Origin of the sequence: Saccharomonospora azurea NA-128 (assembly GCF_000231055.2) — a bacterium.
GTDB lineage: Bacteria > Actinomycetota > Actinomycetes > Mycobacteriales > Pseudonocardiaceae > Saccharomonospora > Saccharomonospora azurea.
Window position 1 is genome coordinate 1,114,571 of the sequence record NZ_CM001466.1, and the last position, 23,140, is coordinate 1,137,710.

The following is a 23,140-nucleotide window of genomic DNA, read 5'->3' on the forward strand; positions in this document are numbered from 1 at the left end:
CCCGCACACTCGCCCGGAAGAGCTGCCCGGTGATGAGGAAGCCCGACACGAACAGGAAGACGTCCACGCCACCCGAGATGCGGTCCAACCACACGTGGTAAACGACCACCAACGCGGCAGCGAGAGCGCGAAGTCCCTGCAGTTCGGGGCGGAACTTACGTGCTCGTCGCGGCGCCGGAGTGGACGCGTTCTCCTCCCGCAAAGGTTCCCGCAACGTGGTCATCGCCGGAAGGTCCTCCCAGATACCTACTCGGGCCGCCTTGCGCAACCCGGATGCAGCGATGGCACGGTATCCCTTCCACCGGGGCCCCTGACGCGCGGGTAGGTACCGTTCGCTCGCCACTCGTCACGCAAGGTGCAATTCGCCCACGCGCAGGGGGCCGGACGGGTCCTGCTAGCGTGAAAACAGCAGGTGGCGGGCGTGCACCGCAGTCGATCCCGCAGGGAGAAGGACGTGGCCGAACAGACTCCGAAGCCCCCGGCCGTGACCGCGGTCGACGTCGACGCGGCAGCCGAACGGCTCGCGGACGTCATCCCTCCGACACCGCTGCACCGCAACGAACGCCTGTCGCGCCGCCACGGTCTCGACGTCCGGCTGAAGCGGGAGGACCTCAACTCCGTCCGCTCCTACAAGGTGCGCGGCGCCTACAACCTCATGAGCCGGCTGACCGAGACCCAACGCTCGCGCGGCGTGGTGTGTGCCAGTGCGGGCAACCACGCCCAGGGTGTCGCGTACGCTGCGGCGGCGCTGGGCGTCGAGGCTCGCGTGTACCTGCCGAGGACCACACCGCGGCAGAAGCGGGAGCGGGTGGCGTCTCTCGGCGGGAAGCACGTCCAGATGATCGTCCAGGGTGAGACCTACGACGAGGCCGCGGCCGCGGCTCGGGAGCACGCCGGCTCCACGGGCGCCGTGCTCGTCCCCGCATTCGACGACCCGAGCACCATCGCGGGGCAGGGAACCGTGGCCAAGGAGATCGTCGAGCAGCTCGGCTACGCGCCCGACGCGGTGGTGGTGCCCGTGGGCGGCGGCGGCCTGCTCGGCGGGGTGCTCACCTGGCTCCACGAGCGGCATCCCGGCGTGAAGGTCGTCGGCGCCGAACCGCAGGGCGCCACGAGCATGGCGCTCGCCCTGGAGCGCGGCGAACCCACCGCGCTCGACGCACTCGACCCGTTCGTCGACGGCGCGGCGGTGCGGATGGTGGGCGAGTACACGTATGCCCTCGCCGCCCGGCACACTCCCCGGCTCGTCTCCGTGCCGGAGGGCCGCATCTGCGTAGAGATGCTCGACCTCTACCAGTCGGACGGGATCATCAGCGAACCCGCGGGCGCCCTCGCGTCGGCCGCTCTCGGTCTCGACGACCTGGACCTGCCGGCGGGCGCCACCGTGGTGTGCGTGCTCTCGGGCGGCAACAACGACGTCAGCCGCTACGCCGAGATCGTGGAGCGCGCCCTCATCCACGAGGGCAAGAAGCACTACTTCCTGGTCGACTTCCCGCAGGAGCCGGGTGCGCTGCGCCGCTTCCTGGACGACGTGCTCGGCCCCGACGACGACATCACGCTGTTCGAGTACGTCAAGCGCAACAACCGGGAGACCGGCCCCGCGCTCGTGGGCATCGAACTCGGCGCCCCGGAGAACCTGCCCGAGATCCTGGAGCGCATGCGGCGCGCCCCTCACCGCGTCCAGCGCGTCGAGCCGGACAGCCCGCTGTTCACGTTCCTGACCTGAGCGTCAGTCCGCCTTGTGCAGCTTGTCCGGGTGATGCACGGCCGTCTTGCCCGACTTCTCGCTGCGCACGAGGTACTGCGGGTGTTCCTCGGACGCCCGGACCGACCGACCGCCCGCCTCGGTGTCGGACGTGATTTTGCGCTCCACCGTGCCCACCGAGCTCTGGTTTCCCGCATCCCAGCGCACGCGGTCGCCCTTCTTGAACTCCGCCATCGTCGTACTCCCTTTCGCCCCTCAGCGGGAGTGATACCCACTGCGCGGGCCCGGTTCACGGGAAGGGCAGGCCCGCTTCGACGAGCGCCTGGTCGATGAACTGCGACGCCGGGGTGCCGCTGTCGTGGTCGAGCCACGCCTGGGTTCCGGCCCGCAGGGCGGCGAGGAAGCACGCCGCGATGACCCGGGCACGCATGACCGACCGGTCGTCCGGCGACAGCCTGGCGTCGACCGTGGTGGCCAACGCGCGTTCGAAGGACGCGTAGGTGGCGACCTGCTCCGACAGCAGCGCAGGGTGGGAGCGGATCACGCGCGCGCACGTGAGCCAGTCGAGATTGTCGTCGCGCTCGCGCCGCTGTCGCTGCAGGTCACGCAGCACGGAACGCACGGCGCCGCGCAGCGCCGTCCACGCCGACTCCTCCGCAGGCCGGGCGGCCACGGCGTCGAGCAGCGCGTGCAGGCGCACGCTGTCGCCGTACAGCATGGCCTCTTCCTTGCTGGCGAAGTAGTTGGAGAAGGTGCGCCGGGACACGCCGACGGCGTCCGCGATCGCCTCCACCGTGACGGTGTCGTACCCGTTCTCGACGGACAGGCGCATCGCCGCCTCGTACAACGCCGTCTTGGTGGCGATCTTCTTCCGTTCGCGCAGCCCGAGCTCACTCTCCACGTCCGCGATCGTAGGCCCGAGAGTGATCTGTTTCTCAAGGCGCAAACTTGCACAGTGCGCAACTTCACGAGGATAGTTGCGTGTGGCAACGATGTCCGGCGGTGTCTGGCTGTGTCCACGACGTCCGCTGTCTCGATTGCCGCCGGACCCCACCCCACACCGACAGCCCGGAGGCTGCGTGAGTTCCTCGACCCTGCCCACACCACGTGAGGCCGACCGCGGGAGCGTGCTGCGCCCACTGTTCGGCCTGCTGCTCGTGCTGTTCGTCGCGATGATCAGCTCGACCGTCGTGTCCGTCGCCCTGCCGAGGATCATCGGCTCGTTGAACGGCAGCCAGACCCAGTACACCTGGGTCGTCACAGCGACACTGCTCGTGGCCACGGCGTCGACCCCGATCTGGGGCAAGCTCGCCGACCTCTACAACAAGAAGGCACTCGTCCAGATCGCGATCGGCATCTTCCTCGTCGGATCGCTGGTCAGCGGTTTCGCCCAGGACGCGGGCCAGCTGATCGCCGCGCGCGCGTTCCAGGGGCTCGGCGTCGGCGGGCTCCAGGCCCTGGTGCAGACGATCATCGCCGCGATGATCCCGCCGAAGGACCGCGGCCGTTACAACGGGCTGCTGGGTGGCGTGATGGCCCTCGCGACCGTGAGCGGGCCGCTGCTCGGCGGTGTGATCACCGAGACCTCGTGGCTGGGGTGGCGCTGGTGCTTCTTCGTCGGCATCCCGTTCGCGGTGATCGCCCTCGGTGTGCTGCAACGCTCCCTGCACCTGCCGGCCGTGCGGGAACGCCACGAGGTGCGGGTCGACTACGTCGGCGCGGCCCTGCTCGCGACCGGTGTGAGCGTGCTGCTGATCTGGGTCAGCTTCGTGGACTCGTCGTTCGCGTGGCTGTCGTGGCAGACCGCGGCCATGGTCGGCCCGTCGGTGGTCATCCTCGCCGTCGCCGTGTGGTGGGAGTCGCGGGTCCCCGAACCCGTGCTCCCGCTGTCGGTGATCAAACAGAAGGGCCCGGCACTGGCGATCCTCGCGAGCCTCGCCGTCGGCATGGCGATGTTCGGTGGCGCGGTGTTCCTCGGCCAGTACTTCCAGGTCAGCCGCGGGTACAACCCGACCGAAGCCGGGCTGCTGATGATCCCGATGATGCTCGGCACGCTCGTCTCGTCGACGGTGTCGGGCCAGATCGTGAGCCGCACCGGCAAGCTGAAGGCGCAGATCGTGGCGGGCACGATCATCCTGGTCGCGGGCTTCGGCGTGCTCTCGATGCTGGACCGCGACACGCCGCTGCTCATCGTCTTCGCGGGTCTCGCGGCCGTCGGCATCGGTGTGGGCATGTCGATGCAGAACCTCGTGCTGGCCGTGCAGAACACGGTGGCACTGCGCGACGTCGGCGCCGCGAGCGCGTCGATCACGTTCTTCCGGTCGCTGGGCGGCACGATCGGCATCTCGGTGCTGGGGGCCGTGCTCGCCAACCGCGTGAACGCCGACGTGACGAAGGGGCTGGCGGAGGCCGGTGTCCCCGCGTCGGCGTCGGGCGAGACGAGCAACCTCAACCTGGACGCGCTGCCCGGGCCGATCCGCGAGATCGTGGAGATCGCCTACGGCGACGCCACGGGTCACATCTTCCTGCTCTCCACGTCCATCGCCGTGGTCGGCGTGATCGCGGCGCTGCTGCTCAAGCCCGCGCCGCTGCGCACGACCCTGGACATGGAGCCGACCGAGAAGGACGAGGCTCGGCCCTGACGGCGAAGCCTCACGTCGCGGGCGTGATCGGGGTGAGGTGGGGCAGGTGCACGACGACGTCCAGGCTGTCGGCGAGCGGCCCCGCCTCCCCCCGGGAGTTCCGGTCGCGGGCGGGGTCGTAGACCGGGCCGATCACGCGTGTGCGCAGCGGTCGTCGCAGCCACCGCGCCACGGTGTCCGGCGGGAATGCCCTCGAACGCCGACTCCAGGAAGTCCGGTCGTGGATCGGGCACCGGGAACGGCGCCCGACCACTTCCTATGGTGAGCGTTCCGACGGCGTAACCGGAGCCGAGGCGGGCGCGCAGCACTCCACCCGCACTGCGGCCGACGTGGTCGGGCGGGAGGCGACGCGGGTCGCCCGCGACCAGGTGGGCGATGCCGCCCCAGTGAACGATCCGCTGCCCCGTCTCGGCCCGCCAGGTCAGCACGGTGTCGGCGAGGGCCGCCTCGATCCCGGCGAACGAGTCGGCCTCGACCGGATTCGGGACGGAGACCACGGACACGGGATCGTCGGGATGCTCGCGGTTCCAGGAGCGGAGTCCGCGCAGCACGTCCTCCACGTCGACGGCGCGCAGAACGGCTGACTCGACCGCACGAGCGCCCGCAGACCTCCCTCCCCCCGTGTACAGATATCGGTCGAGCGTGAGGCCGGTCTCCTCGGTGCCCTCGATGAACAGGGCGCGAAACCCCGCGTGCTCGATGAGGCAGCGGAGGAGCACCCCGGTGGCGAGCACGGACTCCCGCGCCGTGCGCACAGCGGAGGCGACCCCACCACCTCGGCGCGCGCCAACACCTCCGACACATCCACCGTCGCCTCACCCGTGAGCGGGAACGGACGAACGTTCACCGCCAACCACGAGTTCAGCTCCGGTTCGACCATACCTGTACCCCTCGTTCGCGCCTCGTCGACGACGTCGTTCCTGGAAACGTTAGGAACTCCAGCGGAGTCGAGGTCGAGACAAGACGAGTAGTCATCCCGCTGCGGTCGCGGCGGGCACTCCGGCAACCAGGGCGACTAATCAACAGGCTTCAGTCAAGACATTCTCAGCGCCCACTGCCGCAATTCCTTAGGAACCGATCTGAGAACCATCCAGGGATGTTATCACCAAAATTTGGTGAGATATAATTTTCCAGCGCTTCAGGCGCGCGCAAGAACGGACCGAATTCATCACACCAAGCATCATCCAATATATGATCCGGAAGACCTTGCAATGCAAGAATATCGGGGTCGCACTCTCCCCAACAGCCCCAGAGCCCCGAAAGTCCCGTAATGGTCAGCACGCGTGCAGAAAATACGATCGCCTCCCCGGCATTACCACGAGGAGCTTCACTTATGGCGTCCCAATAATCATCAGGACTGGAATCTACAGGCAAGGAAACAGCCGGGAACACCCCGTGTCAATCGAGGTCACGCAACTCAAACCCAGGCTCGACCACCAATAGATCGATCCGGTCATCACCGTATATTTGAGCCACACGCTGGACAGCAGGCCATATATCTACACCCAAGGCTGTCAGATACTCGCAGAAGAGCACACGAGAAGACGACTTACGAAACACCTGGTCCGGAACCTTTTATTCACACAGAAACACGTTGAGATATTGCCACACAGAGCCCCGAAGTGCTCCCTATCGACCACTACTCCGCTTTTATCCATCATCCCCCCTCAGAGCACCCTACTAAACCGCCACGTCCCACGGCTGGGCATCAGGATCAGCACACCGAATCAATGCCATTCAGTACACGCGAGTGGCAACCTTCGAAAATAGCATCGCCAGACTCCCTCTCGCCCGCACCGCGGCCGTATTCGCCTAACACAGAACCGACGAGCTCAGAGACTCCGAGCGTCAAACTCTATCCAATACATCAAGGTCACCCTCGAAGGAGACCACCACAATCCACGATCGATCCTCTGCTAGAAAGTAATGGTGTTCCGGGACCTCAAGAAGCGCAGCCGTAACCGAAGCCGCCTCACTTCCCTCAAAACGTACGCCGTAGGGAGAAAGTCCATCTCCCACGTGCTCGACTGCAGAGCCTGGAGTGATTCGTGCACAGATTTCTCGAGATGCACTCAATGACAGCAGCCGCTCATCGCTGATTCTCCAATGCTTATGGCTCCCACGCACACGACCCCAGTCAATCTTTTCTCCTACGGCGGGAAAATTGAGCCTTAGCCAATCGAATATACCTCCCTGATCCACCCTTGTCAGGGCAGCTAAAGGCGGCACAGAAAACACTTCTTCTTCCCAAAAATCTCCAGACAATTCACACCTCTGTCAGCCGCATCCGTGTAGTCGCTGAAGTTTCGCCACAGTCGCCTCGGTCGCATTGAACTGAAAGTGTGACCCCTTCTCCTTCCCCGCCCACACGTTGATGTGCGCCCCGCTTCGCTCATCGAACTCGATTCGGAATTTCACCTTGTTGTTAGCTGTCTGCATACCGACAGGCTTACCTTCGATCTGCCGAAACCTGCCTAACTTCACCTTTTCAGCTTTGAATCCGCGAGGAACCAACCAACCCAGAGCCCGATTCCGCGCCTGGTTGAAATCATCGGTGACAGGCTCGCCACCATTATTATGCACTAATACGGGTGTGGTTCCCGCGAGCACATGGTAGGTGTGGATGCCGTTGATGGTGAGGTTGTGGACTCGTTGTGGCGCGCTCCAGGCGTCGGTGCGGCTGACCTGAACCCACGTGCCTGATCCGGTACGCAGCCAGTCACCACGCTGCAACTCCGCGGCCGGGACCCACTCCCCGAGACTGGGCACCCAGAACGGATGCTCATCGGTAGCTATCACCGACCCGAGCGACTCACCAAACGGCCCCCCGTTCGACACCTCGATCTCGACCAGGTCCTTCTCGCCCTGACCGACGATCGTGGCTACCACCTCCCGCGGAGCCGATTCTCCCGTCACCGGATCCGTCGCCAGCACCCGATCCTCCCCGAGCTCGACCTCCTCGATCGGCACACGCGACCCATCAGCCATCAACACCAACGTGCCCGGCACAAAACTGTTACCGATCGAGCACGATGACCCCGACCTGGTCAGCCGCTCCTTCGCCGCATCAACCCGCCGCAACAACCCCTGCGCCGCATCCCGCTTCTTGACCCAACTGACCGTCGCTTTGAACGCACCGATCAGCTTGTCAACAATTTCCCCGAGTCGGCTACGGGAAGACCACCAGTGCGACATTGAGGAAACAGACGACCACTCAAGCGGTCATCCGAGGAATGTCAGGCACGGCCAAAAGGCTCGCGCTCCCAATATCGGCACACCAACCCGGGCAATCCCGAAAACTCATCGAACACCACAAGGCCTGACTACCTAATCAAGGTAACCAACAAGCAACTCCAGACCCCTAATAGCTTCCTCTATATCAAGCAGCTCATCCGGTGAAAGGTTGGATAAGTTCCCACGCTCCAGAGCCACCGAGTAGACCTGTTCCAATATCACCAGTATTCCCGAAATTTCTCTCGCCACCCAGAAGGCTCATAGCTACTCCATACTGAATCGAGAGTATCGATAAGCACACGAAGCGAAATATCGCCTTCCCGGTATTCAGATAAGACTCGGGCTGCCCGATCGCAGAGGAACTGCTCAGCATCTCTTTCCCCGCTCACTGTCGAACCCTTCCGTAGTCAACCGTGATAACACGCCCAGAAATCGTGTCGGTAATGACAATCACGGGTCTGCAACAGGAACGGTGTTTCCAGCGGTTGGTGTTACAGCGTGTCTCGTTTGGTTCTTACTCGGCCGTTTGCGATGCTCGTGGCTTGTGAGGGACTCGCTGTCGCGACGGTTGGTGCCGGATGAGTTGTGGGCTCTGGTGGAGCCGCTGATCCCGTCGGCGAAGGTGAGTCCGCAGGGTAGTGGGCGTTCGCGGACGGGTCCGCGGGCGGTGTTCACCGCGATCGTGTTCGTGTTGACCAGCGGCTGCGCCTGGCGGCACTTGCCGCCCTCGTTCGGGGTGTCGGTGCCGACGGCACATCGGACCTTCACCGAGTGGACCGTGGCCGGGCTGTGGCGGCGGTTGCACCAGGCGGTGCTGGATGAATTGGGCAGCCAAGGGTTGATCGACTGGCCCCGCGCGGTTCTGGACGGAGCGTCCGTCCGGGCAAAAAAAAAGGGGGCACCCTGACCGGGCCGAACCCAGTTGACCGCGGCAAACCCGGCTCGAAAATCCATGTCCTGTCCGACCGTGCCGGCCTGCCCCTCGTCGTGGATGTTTCCGCGGCCAACACCCGCGACAGCCAAGCACTCAAACCACTGGTCAACACGCTTCCCGCCATCCGCTCCCGTCGCGGACCACGGCGCCGTAAACCCGCCAAGCTGCATGCCGACAAGGCCTACGACATCCCCGCTCTCCGCGCCTGGCTCCGGCACCGTGGAATCGTCCCCCGTATCGCCCGCAAAGGCATCGACACCAGCGACACACTGGGCAAGCACCGATGAGTCATCGAACGCACGGTCGCCTGGCTGACCGGATACCGGCGCCTGACCCTGCGCTACGAACGCAAAACCACCCACCTCCACGCCTTCCTCAACCCTCACCTGCCACAAAAAACTCACCAAATGAGGCAAGCTGCCAATCGTCGCAATTACGAGACAAAATCATCTCGCGACTGTCACGACCCTCCTTGCCTAATCAGTCTTTCCATGGCAAGCCGCCGAACCTCCTCCCAAGAGTCCTGTGACAAGCGACGCAAAGTTCCCATACTCGTTTTTCGGTGACGCGCAACGTTCAACCTCACGGAGTCATGCGGGTCCCACGACATCTTTTCAAGGAGATCAGCAGTAAGCTTTCTTTTGCAAGACACCATATCACGCACACGCGGGTCTGGGTCAGAAGCAAGAACTGAAATCACAGACAGTGGCACCGTCTTGTTGTGTGCAACCCAGACTCGATAATCCGGATACCTCCTGACAACGTCCATCCAAACCTCGACGTCAGCCTCTCCCCAAGAAGCACGCCGCTGCTCCTCCGGGTCGCTGCTACTTCTTGCACGGACAAACTGCTCTGCAGTCTGAAATATCATTTAACACCTCGCAAGCTGGACCACGGGATGAATCTTCCCGTACCCCCCTTCCATTTTCCCTCAATGTAGTCCCCGTATTTATTAGCGTCATATTGCCATTCTAACCCTTTTTTTGTCTCTTTGTAGACTTTATACGCCGACGGGGGCCGACCATGCCCAGTCACATCTGGTGTCCACCACGTATCATCCGACGAACTCTTGTAAAAGGTCGTTTTGAAAGGCCCACCACGCTTGACGACTGATGCGTTTTCCCTCCTCAGCTCCCATGACTTCCTGCATCCGTCAGCGTTGTGATTAAGAACACTATTCTCATCGCCGACGTAGTACGTGTGGACACCATTGATAGTGAGGTTGTGGACGGTGGTGGTGGCGGTGTAGACGCGGATATCTACAATCCGGGCGTGGTCACCGTCAGGGGTGAGGAGTTGGTCTCCGGGGTCAAGGTCGCCAGCGCTGTACCAGCCTACTGGCTCGCCCCGCAGGCCGACCGTGGGACGGATGAAGCGGCCGTGCTCGTCGACCCAGAACGGGTGCTCCGCGGTAGCGGTGATCGTCTCTACCGCTCCACCGGGCTCGCCATCAGCATCGACGGTGACATCCACCAGGTCCTTCTCGCCCTGACCGACGATCGTGGCTACCACCTCCCGCGAAGCCGATTCTCCCGTCACCGGATCCGTCGCCAGCACCCGATCCCCGAGCTCGACCTCCTCGATCGGCACACGCGACCCATCAACCATCAACACCAACGTGCCCGGCACAAAACTGTTACCGATCGAGCACGATGACCCCGACCTGGTCAGCCGCTCCTTCGCCGCATCAACCCGCCGCAACAACCCCTGCGCCGCATCCCGCTTCTTGACCCAACTGACCGTCGCTTTGAACGCACCGATCAGCTTGTCAACAATTTCCCCGATCTTCAGGATCTTGCTCCACGGCAACGCCGACGCGATCTCGTAACCGCAACCAAGCAGATCGAAGTCGTTGATGCAGTTGTCCACCACACCCTTGACCCCGATGATGTCGTGCAACACCTCACCACCGTGCTGCAACGCCACCTCAACCCAACTGCGCTTGTCCGCCGCCAGTTGTTTCGCCTGCTCGTACTCCTCCGCGCTCAGCCCCGCAGCCGCGAGCGCCTGCTGGTGTCGCTGCGCCTGTCCCTTCCACGGCGGCTCGATCCACACCCGATATGCATAGACTTGAACCGTCCAATACGAGACCGCGATGAACCCGAACACCGGGAACAACGGCGCCAACCAGTACATCACCGCAACGAACGTCGTCTTCAACACTCGCTCAGTGACACTGATCGTTTTCCAGTACAGACCGTTCGGGTCGGAGTTGGTCACCGGCGAGTTGTTCGCGTACGCGTAACCGTTGACCTGCTGTGGGTCTGCGGCATCCATGACCGGGTCGACAGAGACGAAACGTCCGGTTGCCGACTCGTACTGCCTCGCGCCTAGCGTCGTCAACCCCGTGTCGTCCTCGACACCACCCACGAACCCCTTGTCGTCCGGCCACGACTCCGGCTGGTCACCCCGCGGATTGCCGAACGGGTCCTGACGGCGCTGACTCACCGACAAGTCGTCGGTTTCAAACGCGAGTGAACTCGTCCCCTGGTGATCCTCGGCGAGCAGTGACAAGCCACCACCATCGCCCGAAGTACGCACCGCCACGGTCTGGCCGGCATGTGTGTAGTAGCGCTTGGCGGTCACCTCGCGAGTGGTGTTCTGCAGCACCAACTCCATACCGTGTAGGTAGAGCGTGGTGATCCCGGACTCGCGTTTCAGTAACCGCTCGCCGTCGGCGTCGTAGAGAAACTGCGACTGTCGGCCGTCATGCTCGGTGACCTTCTCGGCACGCCCGGCAGCGTCCCACTCCCACTCCTGCGGTGATCCGCCCACGTTGCGGTAGGTCATGTTGCCCGCGGCGTCATAGTCGTACTCGTCGCGCGACGTACCGTTGGGACCGGTCTCCAGCACAGACCGCAGCGTGTGCGGCTGCGAGCCGCTCTCCGCACCGTAGGAGTAGGTACGAACGATGTCGCCGTCCGCACTGTGCTGCACTTCCTCGATACGGTTGCCACCCTTGTCATAGGTGTAGTCGTGCCAGTACGGCGCAGCACCACCCAGACCGGGCACCGAGGGTTCCTCCGCGCAGTCACCGCTAGCGGGCGTGAACGCTGTCGTCAGCCGCTGTAAGTAGTCGTAGCCGAAGCACTGCACATCCGACATCGAGCCAGGCGGGGTGTCGGCGAGCCGCGTGATATTCCCCGCCGGGTCATAGTTGTAGGACCGTTGGGCGGCGTAGGAGTTTTGCTCGGTGTTTCGCTGGATGTCGACGGAATCGAGCCTGCGTGTTCCCTCTTCGTAGAAGAATGTGCTGAAGACCGTGTCTGCACCGCCGCCCAGCGTCAAACGCAGTGTTTCGCCGTATTTGCTGTAGCGGTGGTCCGACACATAATTGTCGATGCCGAATGTCCGCGTCGGCAAGCCTTGCTCGTTGTACTGATGCTGAATGTACTCGGCATCCAGACCGCCTGCGGCAGGATGTGCCTGCCTCGAGACTTTGCCGGAAACCGGGAAGTAATCGGTCTCGAATGTGTAAGTGCCCGCTAGCTCCTTCTCCGCCGCTGGGACGACGATGCTCTGCTCGACGGGACGCAGCGCACTGTCGTACCAATCGACGCGTTTTGTGTATGCGTGACCGTCGACCCAGCGGGTAGCCGAATCGAGCAAGCCGGGTTTCAGCTCGTCGTAGGCCCAATCTGCCGTTTTGATCTCAGGCGTCTCCGGGCCCCGCTGCTCGTACTGTGCGACCGTGCGACCTAATTCGTCGTACTCGGTCCGGAGCTTCAAGCCTCGCGCATCCGTGGTCTCCACCAAGCGGTCCAGAGCGTCGTAGGTATAGCGGGTAGTGCCACTGTCAGGATCGTTATCGGCGATCTTGCGTCCGAGTATGTCGTACTCGTAAGTCCACTCGGCGCCGTCCGGCCCGCTCATAGACGTCATCCGGCCTGCGGCGTCGTAGACGTAGCGGGTCTCGTCAAAGGGAGAATCAGCATCGCGGCCGTGATGTTGACGACGCTCCACCACGTTGCCGTTGACGTCGTTGATTACTGTAGTCGTCGTGCCGCCCTCGGGAGGAACGACAGTCACACGGTCGCCACCGTAGGTGGTACTGGTGCGCCACTGCTCGACGCCGAGCTTACGATAAATGACCTCGGTCTCTCGCCCGAGCGCATCGAACTCAGTCAGAGTCTGGTTCGGCACCGCATTGTCGAGAACTCCCAGCACATCCGTGCTGGGGTTGTCAGCGTTGTAATAGGCGCCGTTGACCTTGTACTCGAGTCCCCGAGAGTCGTAGAACCAGTCGGTGAGGATCCGTCCTCCCGATACTGCGGGCAACTGACTCTGCCGTTGTCGCAAAAGTCCGTCGTAGAGCGTGTACGAGGTGTTGTACTCACCGTCGTCACGCCGCGCCTGCGTGGTCACCACGGTGGGCGCGTCAGTGCGGTACTCGTACGTGAAGACGCTGTGGGGCTTGTCGCCACGCGCCTTTACGGTGCCCGGCAGCCACACTCGGTGAACGCGGCCGAGTGGATCATACTCGACGTCCGCGCGTTCTCCGCTGATGCCGACCTCGGAGAGCACCTGTCCCCAAGCCGGCTCGAAAGTAGTAGTTCCGCTGAACCCCTTCGGGTCCGTCTTCGTAACACTACGCGTCGGGAATCCAGGTCCGGGCGAGTAGTCGGTGGTGACCTTCTCCCCGAGTACGTTCTCGACCTCGACGACTCTGCCGAGCTCGTCGTAAGTGGTGCGCTGGCTCAGCTCGTACTTACTACCTGTCCACCGTTCGGTGGTGGTGAGATTGCCCTTCGTAGGAGGGACACCATGGTCCTGCCCATCGTACGAGGAACGCACGTCGGAAATGACATCGTTGTTCGTTCCCTCGCCCTCACTGCATGGCAGAGCGACAACCCTGAGAGTGGACGGCAGAGTATGAATCCAGGCATCGCCGTTGTGCGCGTACGTCGTTCGCGCACACGTTTCATCACCGGACTTGCCAACTTCACCGAGGTCTTCGACGCGGTTCGTGTTGCCGTGTTCATCGAACCTGTAGTTGACCTCGGTCTTACGCCACGAGCCGTCGGACAACAGTGTCTTGCCACGCACTGCTCCGACGTTGGTCATATAGGCCTTCTCGTCACCGGAGGTGGCGGTGGGGCCGTGGACCCACGGATCCTTAATAGACGACGACACCAACTCGTCACCGTCATACTGCAACGTCTCGCGCGAGAAGCCGGCCAGTTGGTCGTGGTCGGTGACCGTTCCGCCCTCGGAGTCCTTTACCGTGACTGATCGGCGGCTCCCGCCGGGCAATCGGTCACCGTGCATGCCACGCAAGAATCGTTCTTCGGTGACAGACTGAGCCGTACCTGGGTCGCCGGTGATGGTGCGTACCAGCCCGTAGCCTCGCCATTGCGACCACGTGCGGTATTCCATCTCAGTAAACACGGCTTCGTCGAAGTGCCAAGCCGCGCCTCCGCTGTACTCGTAGTGGGTTTTCCTCAAGGACGGGCCGGTGGTGCGTCCGTCCTCGGTCACCGCAACGACGACGTACTTGTGGAACCAGCCGAGTTCGCGTTCAAGACCGAACTCAGGCACCCACCACGTGGGGAAGCAACGCATGTCGTTGTTCTGAGGGCTACTCGGCATCGCCTCACCCGCCACGCACTCGCGGTCGGAGTAAGAGATCTCGATGATGCCACCCGCTTCGGTGATCACTCGTTCGATTCGGTGCCGTGTGATCGGTGGCAGGCCATCGTCGCCAGTGTCAACACGGTTCGGCATCGCACGACCGTGGAACCGGATCTCCGGCATCGCCTTCTCTTCGCCGACCAGACCAGTGTGTTTGATCCCTGCGAGCCACAACGCTGGTGACAAGCCGTCACCGGTATCAGGAAACTGGTGTCGAAGCGTCCACGAGTCGACGTTCTTCCACTTCGCTTCGTTGGTCACATCGTCTCGACGCACCTGTGTGAGCACTTTGACGAGCCGCTTGGTCGTGAAAAAAGCGGGCGAATATCTGTTGTCACAAGTATCGTCGGACTTGCAGATCTGGTCGGATGGAACATCCGGCCACTTGCCGGCATTGCCAGGGGTGAGCTGATCGGCATTGCACTCGAACGTCTCGGTGGGCAAGCATCGTTGTGCAGTGTCGAACCACACCCGCGCCGGCGCGGGTCCAAACACGTCGTCCGACCGAAGGCCATACTCGATACGACGGAGCATTCCCGCTGCCACGTACGGAGTCTGTTTGCTCGCTGTTTGGTTTCGGCCGTAGTGGTTGGTTTCGGTATCGTAATAGTAGGTTGTGACGTTGCCATTCGGGTCGACGACATAGTCGAGATTCCAGCGGTATGCCTGCTGGCACCACGAATCGTCGAATGCCTGCGCGTGACACGGCTCGCCAGTATTGTTGCCGAACACGGGCACAGTGAAGGCTGACTTCGTTTCGGGCTCGCCCTCCCCCCAGCCGGGCAGACGGTTGAGACCGAAGAAGTACTGTGTGCCGTCGGTTGCTGTTACCTTCCAGTGCTCACCGTTGTTGTCACCGTTATGAGCACCGGTCAGGCGTTCGACCCTGGATCCGTCGTCGTTCTTCGGCTTCCAGAACCCGGTCTCTGAATCCTGCACAAGCTTGGCGTTGATCCCGTTGAGGCTCAGTACCGCGTTGTCGGTGGCCCAGCACAGATCCCCGGTCTTTCGCTCGTCTTGGTTGCCGCCGAGGTCCTCAGAACAAGCTTTGTACTGGCGTTCCACAAAACCGCCAGCACTGAGTTCCCAACCATCCCCAACCACCGAAGCCTGATTGTTGGTAGCGCTGGTCCGTCCATCGATCGTTCCGGACGAGTAACCAATCCCCAACTTCGGAGCCAGGCCCCCCGGTGACGGCGGGACTCGCAAGGGAACTGAATAGGTGAAGTCACCACTGGAACCGCCCGCCGACCAACTCCCTGCCGGCGATAAATTGGTGGCGGTGAAAGCACCGCCGGAGCCCGATGCCTGCGACTGCACTGCCAGCACCACGGACTCGGCCCTATCGGATTGAGAGGCAGTGTCCGGTTCCGGCAGGGTGATGTCGGCGCTCACCTGCTGTTCGTCAACATCGTTGACCGTGGGCAGCCATCTTCCTTCGCGGCATTCTGCCTTCTCCGGAGTGGTCAGCGCGCACGCAGGCAGCTGTCGAACACGTAACCGAGAACCGTAATCGCCCCCGTATGCAGCGGCGAAACCGCTGTAGTCGACGAGCACGGAGAGTTTGCGCCCCCCAGCATTGCCCGCATCGGCGACGGCAAATACGGCACCAGCGACACCTGCCTTGTCTGCAACATCCTGGGAACTGGTGAAAATTTTGACCTGAGGGAATCTTCCAGCTTCGATTCCGTCACGCTTGTCGTCACCAGCGAGTGCGATCGAGATCGGTATCTTGGTGTTCTCAACAGACGAGACCGCGGTGCCCTCATGCGAATCCGAAAGCGGTACCGTGGCGACCGCCTCTTCTGGCCAAATCGGTTCTGACTGGGTCGTGGCCACGGCCGCGTCGATCGGATTATCAGGTAGAGGCTCCACCAGCACCGGCTCGCCGGGTACCGACCGTTCTTTCTGCAATTGCGGTAGGTCAGCGTAGATTGGCCCCTCATTAGCGACGGCTACCACGGTTGAGGTTCCGACCGAGATCCCGACGAAAAGCGCGATTGCGCGCAGCACAGGTCTGACTGCCAAGGCAGACACTCCTCAACCCGGTTGGCCTGGAAAGGATCAGTTACAAATTCGAGTACGCCTAGCGTTCAGGACTGCAGGGGCAGTTGCCCGATGGTCTGATCAGACAGCACTCCCGAATACACTCGGACATTCCTGACAGCGCCGTTCCAGGGATCAACGTCCTGACCGATCCAACGTGCGCCCCCGAGGACCAATTCGCCATCGCCATTCCAGCCGACAGCTCCGGTCCTCATAGCGGAAAAACTCCCGTTGACATAGATCCGAGTCTCTTGTCGAGCGAAGTCGTGAACACCCGTCAAATGGACCCAACGCCCGAATTCAGGCTCATGTTCACTAGGCACCCACAAGCCGCTTTCGATATCAGCTCCGAGGGAAACCAGAAAGCACCACTTTTTTACGTTCTCACGGTATTGCAGCATGAACGGGGAAAACCGGGCACCATCGACGCTGACTGCCGTCCTGTTCTGACCTTCACCGGGGTCGTCGAGACGGACCCATGCTGCCACGGTGTATGAGCGATCGGTACGAATCCCTGGCTGAGGCGCCGTCACCTCACCATATCCACCGTCTTCGGTTTCGCCGACAATGACGGCGGTGTGCTGTTCACTTTCCCAGGCAGCAGAACCAGCAAGCTCCGCAACCGCACCAGTTACCCGGTCCGTTGCGACCGTCCCCGTCCCTTCGTCGAGCGGATAGTGAGCGCGCAGAACCGCATGATTGGCGAGCAGTTCAGCCTCACTCGGCACGATCACCCGCTGATAGACACGAACGTCGTCTATCACGCCGTCGAAGAGATCGACCTGGTTACCCTTCCACTGCGCGGCGCCGATCTGCAGATCACCGGTCGCGGTCCACGTACTGGTGTAATCCCGCTCCACGACAAGTCGTCCGTCAACATAGAGCCGCAGCTCTCCAGCTCCATGGTCGTAGACTCCCAGCAGGTGCGTCCAGACATCCATACTGGCTGGCTCAGGTGAACGGATGCGTGCATGTTCTGCGCCGCCACCGTCGACGTCTTCGCCGAACATCACTAATGCCCACTCTCCGAGAGTGGTGAGCTGAAGCTGGAACCCGCTCGTGCGTTGCCCGTTCTGAGACAATACCGTCTGGTATCCGCCGGCAGCACTAGCCTTCGCCCAGGCGGACACCGAGAAGCTTGTCGAGGTGTCGAGAACCGGACCAGCGTAGTACAGCCGCGAGGATGCCCCATCAAGTCTCACGGCGCCGCCGTCGTAGCCGTCGGCGGTAAGCTGTGGTTCACCTACGGCTATCAGGTCCCGATTGTGTGAACTGTGGTCAGCCAAGTCACCATCGAGCTGCCAATGACCTTCGAGTTTTTCGACCAACGGTTCGCCAGCCCGAACGAAAATCCTGTATCGAACGATGTCAGACCTGTTGCCGGCCCGGTCGACGGAGCGCACGAACATGGTTTGCGGGCCTCCGAGCGCGGGAGTCCAACGGACGGCAGCGTTCCCACCGAGGCCCTCCGCGTCGACGCGGGCTTGTGGGTCATCGTTTTCTTCCTCAGTGACCGACCACAGATAGTGGTCGACATCTTCGGTGCCATTGGCATCGAATGTAAACACGCCGGTCTGCCCAACACCACCTGCCGGGATTGCAACGCCGTCATCGTTGGGATAGTCCGTGGATGACACCACAGGCGCATCGGGCGCGGTGTGGTCCACAGCGAACTCACACTTTCCGACCTCGGACGATGAGCTGTCGCCGTCGCTGATAGACATCGACCAGTGGTAGGTTCCCTCTTCCGCCAACAGCCCACCTGGCACCGTCACCTCAGCATACGAACCAGACGGTATGTTGGAAGTGGAAGTTGTCCAAATCTGCGTGCCAGCTCCGGTCTCACCGCGATACAGCACGAACCGCGCTGTGAGGCTCCCGCCATCAGGGTCTGAGACCTTGCCCCGCAAACGGGGTGTCGGCGTGAACAGAAACGGCCTATCCCCACCTGTGATGCATGGGATTTCTCCGCTCTCCATACCCAGATCGGTGGGTTTACTAGGCTCGGTGTTGTAAACGACTTCAAGAACCGGATCGAGTGAGAACCGCCGCCAGTCATAGCTGCTCGCGTTGCGCGCTTTCAACCCGAAGACAACCTCAGACCGACGCGCTTCCGCGGCTTCCCGTACCAACGAATCGACCTTGAACTCCGTACGACCGTCCGAAGGACAATGCACCGCATGGTTGGAACGATTGGTCGTGTCCAGTTGACGACGCCAAGAGGGCTGGTTGTTCCATGTAGTCCCATAGCCGATCGCTCCGGTATGCCACAGTTCCGTTGGACCACCCTTACAGGAGTACGAATGGACAACGCGTACTCGCACTGAGGCACGGTGCACGTACTTGCCCTGCATCGCCCGAACATCGAAATCGAAGAAGGAGCGCGAGAGGTACCCGCCTTGGTAGCCAGCTTTGAGATCGGCGAGATCACCATCGGTCCTGTTGTAGTTGCGCGCGTCTGGCCACTTGCTCTGCACGACCACATGTCCCTGCTTCTTCCCCGTCCACCAGTACTCCGGGTCGATGTAAATGGGAAAAACACGTTCGGCGGCAGTGAGGAAGTCTTGATCGGGGCGCACGACGATGCTCTTGTCTGTCACATCGACATCCATCATCGCCTTCGCAGGGCCTGAGTCCCCGTCGCCCTCAGTTTCTGAAGCCCGCGCGCCCCCAGGATTCTTGCCTCGGGAGTCCCACATCCATGAGGCGTTGCCGCGGAAGACAACAGTTCCGGACTCATCGACCGCTTCGACGTCAGATTCGGAGCTCTCCCGGGGTATCACACCCTTGCCATAGCTAGGGAAAGTGATCTGCGCGAGTCGGGGATCCTGTGCTGCCTCCTCGCTCTTGACAATCAGTACTTGAGTGAAGCCGGTCGGCTTGGCTGTCAGCGCGAGGTCAACATCAGGCAACACTTCGGAATATGTCGCCGTCGCCCCGTCCAGCTGGGGCTCAGGCAACTCCCCTGTCCATCCGATTCCCACCTCACGGCCGTCTTTCACCATGACGGCCAGAGTCGCTGTGCCGTCCGCGCTCGCCCCCGTGAACCGCACGTCTATAAAGGCGTTTTTCGGACCGACGGTCCCATCTGGACGCCGAGCCAAAGTTAGATCGAGGGGCTCCCAGTTACCATCGCGAGTCACTCGTTCAGGTGTCAGGCTCTGCGTCATGACAAGAGTGCCGTCCGGGTTAGCCCGAACCTCGGCATACTCAGTAGTCTCCGACTCCACCAGCACCGGCTGACCAGTCTCGTCCGCTTGCGCAACGGCAGCAGCAATGTGCGCTGGCTCCTCTAAAGCCAAGTCGCCCGTGGCTGCAGACGCGACTCCAGGCGCGGCCAGCGACGACAGCACTATGAAGGCAGCACTCAACGCAGTCGTTCTACCTGAAGACGTCAATCAGACCCCCGGACAGCTTGGCCGAACCCACCACGGTTCGGGCGCCGCGGAGCACGCTAACAGTCGGTCACTGGCGCGAAACAGAGCGAATCTGAAGTAGGGCTCGTACATTGATCACGTTGTGTCCGGTTCGTGACCGGACACGAAGTAACGTCCACCTTCGTCCAGGTGGAAGCGTCGGATTCGTGTAGTTGTGTTCCTCGGGCGGCCGGGCCCCCTCCGCCACCGTCGACGCCAACGAGCTCGGTGCGGAGAGCCCCGTTGTGATCGCTCCGGCAATCCCGTCACCGAACGCACCCTGTCTTACGGATCCCTTCCGTTGGGCGGAGTACTCGGAACGCGGAACGCCGCTCCTCACTCAGAGATCCAACCCCACGCCGTCACCGTGCCTCATCGGCTACGCTACGTCGCAATCCTGAGCTCCCCGGAGGGTGCTGTGCGGCCACTGTCCGATGACGATCCTGCCCGCGTGGGCGGTTACACGCTGCTGGGACGGCTGGGTTCGGGTGCAATGGGCACCGTCTACCTGGGCCGGTCGCGTGGTGGTCGGCGGGTGGCCGTGAAGCTCGTGTCCGCGGGGTTGGCCGAGGAGCCCTCGTTCCGCGACCGGTTTCGCCACGAGGTGGCGAACATGCGCAGGGTCGGCGGTTTCTGGACCGCCGGTGTCGTCGACGCCGATCCCGACGCGGACCGCCCGTGGGTGGCCACCGAGTACATCGAAGGCCCCACGCTCGCGGAGTACGTGCAGGAGAAGGGCCCACTGCCCGAGGACGAGGTGCTCGCGTTGGGCGCCGCGCTCGCCGAAGCACTCGTCTCCGTGCACGAGGCGGGCGTGGTCCACCGCGACCTCAAGCCCGGCAACATCCTCATCTCCGGCGACGGGCCGAGGGTCATCGACTTCGGCATCTCCCGTGTACTCGACCAGACCACCCTCACCGCCACCGGAGTCGCGATCGGCACGCCGGGCTTCATGTCACCGGAGCAGGTCGAAGCGGGCGAGGTCGGCCCCGCGAGCGACGTCTTCGCCCTCGCCGGAGTCCTCGTCTACGCCGCCACCGGCAACGGCCCCTTCCCCGCAGGGTCACTTTCCTCCGTCCTCTACGCCGTCGCTCACGGCCGGCCCCGGCTCGACGACGTTCCACCCCACCTGCGTGCGGTGCTCGAACCCTGCTTCGCCAAAGAGCCCACCGGACGTCCGAACGCGACACAGCTCCTCGAATCACTGACCCCCGACCACAACCCCACCTCGACCACCGCCGCCACGACCACCACGCTGCCTGCTCCCGCAGCGACTCGAGTCGTCGAGACCCGGCCCGCATCGCGACCGGCACCGGTGACACCTCAGCCACTCCTGCCCGCGGCGGGTCCGATGACCGTCGCGAACCCCGATCGCCGCCACAGGAAGCTGCCCACCGGATTCGCGCTCGGGGCGACGTGCGCAGGTCTCGCCTGCTACGGCGTCACGGCCGGCTTGCTCAACCAGACCATCGGAGCCCCTGTGCCCCCGATTCTTCTGGCGATCAGCGAGTTCGTGCCGCTGGTGGTGACGGCGCTGGTCGTGTTGCTCCGGCCGTTCCGCACCGAGCGGACCCGGTTCTGGGGCGCCTTCACGCTCGGTTTCCTCATGCCCGCCGTGATCACCGCAGGCTGGGTGCCGTACGACAACCTGCTCGACCACGTCGACACCATGCTCGTCTTCTGCGGGCACGCGCTGGCGCCGGTCGCCCTGCTCGCCGTCGCCGACGTCGCCCTCGCACGGCACACCACCGGGGACCCGCTGGGCGGCACGGCGCAGTTCGCCCTACCGCTGGCGACCTGGCTGGTCTACTTCTATGTCCAGGCGGGGGTCGGTTTCTTCGGGATCGACGCACTGAGCCTGCTCGCCTGTGCGTTCGGAGCTGTGCTGATGTTCGTGCTGCTGGCCTCCGCCTCCGGCCGGCGCTTGCTCGACCGGTTCGGCCTCGTGATCGCGATCGCCCCCGCCCTGCTTCCCGTCACGCTCCGCCTGCTGGGAGGCGGCGACGACGGACCGCCGAGCTACGTGATGGCTCTCCCACTGATCACCTTCACGATCCCGTTCGTCGTGGTGCGCCACGTCGTCACACGCCACGGCGCTCGCCGCCGGAGCGGGACCACGCAGCGCATTCTGCGGTGAGCAGGTGCGGCGCTTCACGGTCACCTGTGCCGCTCACCACCGCCGGTGAGCGGCACAGGTGGAAGCTCAGCGGCCGAGTTGCTCGCGCACCGTCGTCGCGACGTCGGCCACGGGCACGCGGTTCTGGTCGCCGCTGGCCATGTCGCGCACGGTGACGACGCCCTCGGCCTGCTCCTGCGGACCGTGGATGAGCACGATGCGCGCTCGCTGGTCGTTGGCCCACTTGAGCTGCTTGCCCAGCTTGCCCGACGTGCCGAGGAAGACGCCCGTGCGCAGGCCCTGACCACGCAGTTCGGCGGCCAGGCGCATCACGGTGTCCTCCGCGCCCAGGACCGTCAGGGCGACGTCCAGTCCCCCCGCCGCCTCGGCGTCCGCCGCCTGGATGGCGAGGATGCGTTCGAGGCCGATCGACCCGCCGCACGCGGGCAGGTCCGGCCCTCCGAGCTTGGCGACCAGTCCGTCGTAGCGGCCGCCCGAGGCGATCGAACCCGGGTAGCCGGTGGCCACGACCTCGAAGATCGGCCCGGTGTAGTAGTCGAGACCCCGCACCATGCGCGGCGTGAAGACCACCCGGCCTTCCGGCAGCCCGGCCGTCAGCTCCAGCAGCCGGTCGATTTCGGCGAGCCCCTCGCGCCCGCGCTCAGTGGTGTCGAGCTGTTTGCGCACGCGGTCGGTGTCGGTGGCCGTCACATCGCCCACGAGCTCCTCGGCGACGCGGGCTTCAAGACCCCGGTCGACGAGCTCGGCCACCACCGCGTCGGCGGGCAGCTTGTCGAGCTTGTCGAGCGTGCCGAGCACGGCCGTGCCGCGCTCCTCGCCGATGCCGTACGCCTCCAGGAGCCCGTGCAGGGCCTTGCGGCTGTTCACCAGCACCCGGAAGTCGGTGACGCCCAGCGCCTCCAGCCCGTCGTGGATAGCCCACAGGATCTCGGCGTCCGCGAGCGGCGAGGACGAGCCCACCGTGTCGATGTCGCACTGGGTGAACTCACGGAACCGGCCCTTCGCGGGACGGTCGGCCCGCCAGACGGGGCCGATCGCGTAGCGCTTGTAGGGCGAGGGCAGCTGGCTTCCGTAGGTGCCGACGACCCGCGCGAGCGGCACGGTGTGGTCGTAGCGCAGCGCGAGGTCGGCCTCACCCGTCGCCTCGTGCACACCGCGCTTGAGGATCTTGAAGATCAGCGCGCTGGCCTCGTCGCCGAGCTTGCCGGTGAAGACCTCGAGCCGCTCGAACGCCGGGGTCTCCAGCGGGTCGAACCCGTAATGCTCGAACACACCCGACACGGTGTCGAACGCGGCCTTGCGGCGACGAACGTCGTCCGCGAGGAAGTCCCGGGTGCCTGAGGGTGGCTCGGCGGCCTTCGCCATGGTTGTCGTGTCCTCCGCTGTCGTTGACTC

Annotated in this window: 13 protein-coding genes and 1 pseudogene; 5 read left to right on the forward strand and 9 right to left on the reverse strand. The window is 63.5% G+C overall.

Annotation, left to right across the window (positions count from 1 at the left end; genetic code table 11):
* The coding region (locus tag SACAZDRAFT_RS23150) for an acyltransferase family protein (RefSeq protein ID WP_005439280.1) at positions 1–223 on the reverse strand (223 nt) is incomplete at its 3' end.
* Between the two features lie 231 nt (positions 224–454).
* Between SACAZDRAFT_RS23150 and ilvA the strand changes: the two genes are divergently transcribed.
* Complete coding sequence (ilvA, locus tag SACAZDRAFT_RS04995) at positions 455–1,726, forward strand: threonine ammonia-lyase IlvA (protein WP_198283898.1); 1,272 nt, start codon at positions 455–457, stop codon at positions 1,724–1,726.
* A gap of 3 nt (positions 1,727–1,729) precedes the next feature.
* Here ilvA and SACAZDRAFT_RS05000 read toward each other — a convergent pair whose 3' ends face one another.
* Positions 1,730–1,939, reverse strand: a complete 210-nt coding sequence (locus tag SACAZDRAFT_RS05000) for a hypervirulence associated TUDOR domain-containing protein (RefSeq protein ID WP_005439283.1) — start codon at positions 1,937–1,939, stop codon at positions 1,730–1,732.
* A gap of 55 nt (positions 1,940–1,994) precedes the next feature.
* On the reverse strand, positions 1,995–2,606 hold the full coding sequence (locus SACAZDRAFT_RS05005; protein ID WP_005439285.1) for a TetR/AcrR family transcriptional regulator: 612 nt from the start codon (positions 2,604–2,606) through the stop codon (positions 1,995–1,997).
* A gap of 178 nt (positions 2,607–2,784) precedes the next feature.
* On the opposite strand from SACAZDRAFT_RS05005, the gene SACAZDRAFT_RS05010 reads away from it, so the two are divergent.
* On the forward strand, positions 2,785–4,347 hold the full coding sequence (locus SACAZDRAFT_RS05010) for an MDR family MFS transporter (RefSeq protein WP_005439287.1): 1,563 nt from the start codon (positions 2,785–2,787) through the stop codon (positions 4,345–4,347).
* Positions 4,348–4,357: 10 nt separating this feature from the next.
* Here SACAZDRAFT_RS05010 and SACAZDRAFT_RS23980 read toward each other — a convergent pair whose 3' ends face one another.
* Positions 4,358–4,483, reverse strand: coding sequence for a hypothetical protein (locus SACAZDRAFT_RS23980; protein ID WP_269726609.1), 126 nt, complete (start codon positions 4,481–4,483; stop codon positions 4,358–4,360).
* 4 nt (positions 4,484–4,487) lie between these two features.
* Between SACAZDRAFT_RS23980 and SACAZDRAFT_RS23685 the strand changes: the two genes are divergently transcribed.
* The gene (locus SACAZDRAFT_RS23685) at positions 4,488–4,931 is read left to right on the forward strand and encodes a hypothetical protein (protein ID WP_232286448.1); all 444 of its coding nucleotides are present in this window, start codon (positions 4,488–4,490) and stop codon (positions 4,929–4,931) included.
* A 460-nt stretch (positions 4,932–5,391) separates the two neighbouring features.
* Here SACAZDRAFT_RS23685 and SACAZDRAFT_RS22895 read toward each other — a convergent pair whose 3' ends face one another.
* Positions 5,392–5,739, reverse strand: coding sequence for a hypothetical protein (locus tag SACAZDRAFT_RS22895; RefSeq protein ID WP_157606931.1), 348 nt, complete (start codon positions 5,737–5,739; stop codon positions 5,392–5,394).
* A gap of 885 nt (positions 5,740–6,624) precedes the next feature.
* Positions 6,625–7,542, reverse strand: a complete 918-nt coding sequence (locus SACAZDRAFT_RS22015) for a polymorphic toxin-type HINT domain-containing protein (protein WP_005439291.1) — start codon at positions 7,540–7,542, stop codon at positions 6,625–6,627.
* Between the two features lie 595 nt (positions 7,543–8,137).
* On the opposite strand from SACAZDRAFT_RS22015, the pseudogene SACAZDRAFT_RS22335 reads away from it, so the two are divergent.
* A pseudogene (locus tag SACAZDRAFT_RS22335) lies at positions 8,138–8,926 on the forward strand (IS5 family transposase).
* Between the two features lie 456 nt (positions 8,927–9,382).
* Here the strand turns inward: SACAZDRAFT_RS22335 and SACAZDRAFT_RS05030 are convergent.
* Positions 9,383–16,174: a polymorphic toxin-type HINT domain-containing protein gene (locus SACAZDRAFT_RS05030; RefSeq protein ID WP_157606932.1), complete on the reverse strand. Its 6,792-nt coding sequence runs from the start codon at positions 16,172–16,174 to the stop codon at positions 9,383–9,385.
* A gap of 65 nt (positions 16,175–16,239) precedes the next feature.
* Positions 16,240–19,563, reverse strand: coding sequence for a LamG-like jellyroll fold domain-containing protein (locus tag SACAZDRAFT_RS22340; RefSeq protein ID WP_232286364.1), 3,324 nt, complete (start codon positions 19,561–19,563; stop codon positions 16,240–16,242).
* Positions 19,564–20,059: 496 nt separating this feature from the next.
* On the opposite strand from SACAZDRAFT_RS22340, the gene SACAZDRAFT_RS05040 reads away from it, so the two are divergent.
* Positions 20,060–21,745: a serine/threonine-protein kinase gene (locus SACAZDRAFT_RS05040; protein ID WP_082245292.1), complete on the forward strand. Its 1,686-nt coding sequence runs from the start codon at positions 20,060–20,062 to the stop codon at positions 21,743–21,745.
* Positions 21,746–21,811: 66 nt separating this feature from the next.
* Here SACAZDRAFT_RS05040 and hisS read toward each other — a convergent pair whose 3' ends face one another.
* The gene (gene hisS / locus SACAZDRAFT_RS05045; protein ID WP_005439299.1) at positions 21,812–23,110 is read right to left on the reverse strand and encodes a histidine--tRNA ligase; all 1,299 of its coding nucleotides are present in this window, start codon (positions 23,108–23,110) and stop codon (positions 21,812–21,814) included.
* Positions 23,111–23,140 lie beyond the last annotated feature (30 nt).